The sequence below is a fragment of the Pseudomonas luteola NBRC 103146 genome (assembly GCF_002091675.1).
GTDB classification, from domain to species: domain Bacteria; phylum Pseudomonadota; class Gammaproteobacteria; order Pseudomonadales; family Pseudomonadaceae; genus Chryseomonas; species Chryseomonas luteola.
Genome location: NZ_BDAE01000095.1, coordinates 1 through 702, shown reverse-complemented (window position 1 = coordinate 702; position 702 = coordinate 1). Strand labels below are relative to the sequence as shown.

At 48.7% G+C, this 702-nt stretch carries 1 protein-coding gene; it reads left to right on the top strand.

Annotation, left to right across the window (positions count from 1 at the left end):
* The first annotated feature begins 96 nt into the window (after window positions 1–96).
* On the top strand, window positions 97–600 hold the full coding sequence (locus tag PLU01S_RS25235; protein WP_074830642.1) for an HNH endonuclease: 504 nt from the start codon (window positions 97–99) through the stop codon (window positions 598–600).
* Window positions 601–702: the final 102 nt, after the last annotated feature.

Below are 702 nucleotides of genomic sequence, written 5' to 3'. Positions count from 1 at the left end.
CGCGAGGGTAGTTCGACTCAATCCTCATAGAGGAAAGCATCACTGAAGCGCCTGCATAGGTCGGGCGCTTTGGAATGACAACCAGAGGTCAAGCAGATGGGAACAAGTAATCCGCTCACTCAAGAAATACTGAAGACCTGTCTTAAGTATGAGCCTGAAACAGGAATTTTCTATCACTTGCCAAAGCGCGGATTAATGCGCCCGGGCGAAGTCGCAGGATCGCCAACAACCAACGGATACATTCAGATAACTGTTAAAGGAAAGGGATATCAATCACACAGACTGGCATGGCTGTACATGACCGGTAGCTTTCCAGCAGATCAGATTGATCACATAAACGGCATAAAGACAGATAACCGATGGCAAAACTTGCGCGAAGCTACTAAGGCCCAGAATCAAGCAAACATCCGTACCCGTAAAGATAGTAGATCAGGAATCAAGGGCGTTCGTTGGGACAGATCTACTGGCAAATGGCTGGCCGAAATTCGAGCTAACAATAAGGTAATCCATGTTGGCCGCTTCAAGTCTCTCGATGATGCTGTGCGAGAAATACGGGATGCAAGGAACAAGCACCATGGCGACTTTGCTAACCATGGTTAAACCCACTGGAAGGAATCGGCAATGAACCCCCTAATCCTTATAGCTGCTCTCTTACTGCTCTGGCTTGACCTGCCAGATATGAGCGGTCGTGCCTAACCCGGC

What these genes read in the sequence shown, in the direction of transcription:
- PLU01S_RS25235 (WP_074830642.1), top strand. Translation starts at nt 97, where the DNA reads ATGGGAACAAGTAATCCGCTCACTCAAGAAATACTGAAGACCTGTCTT.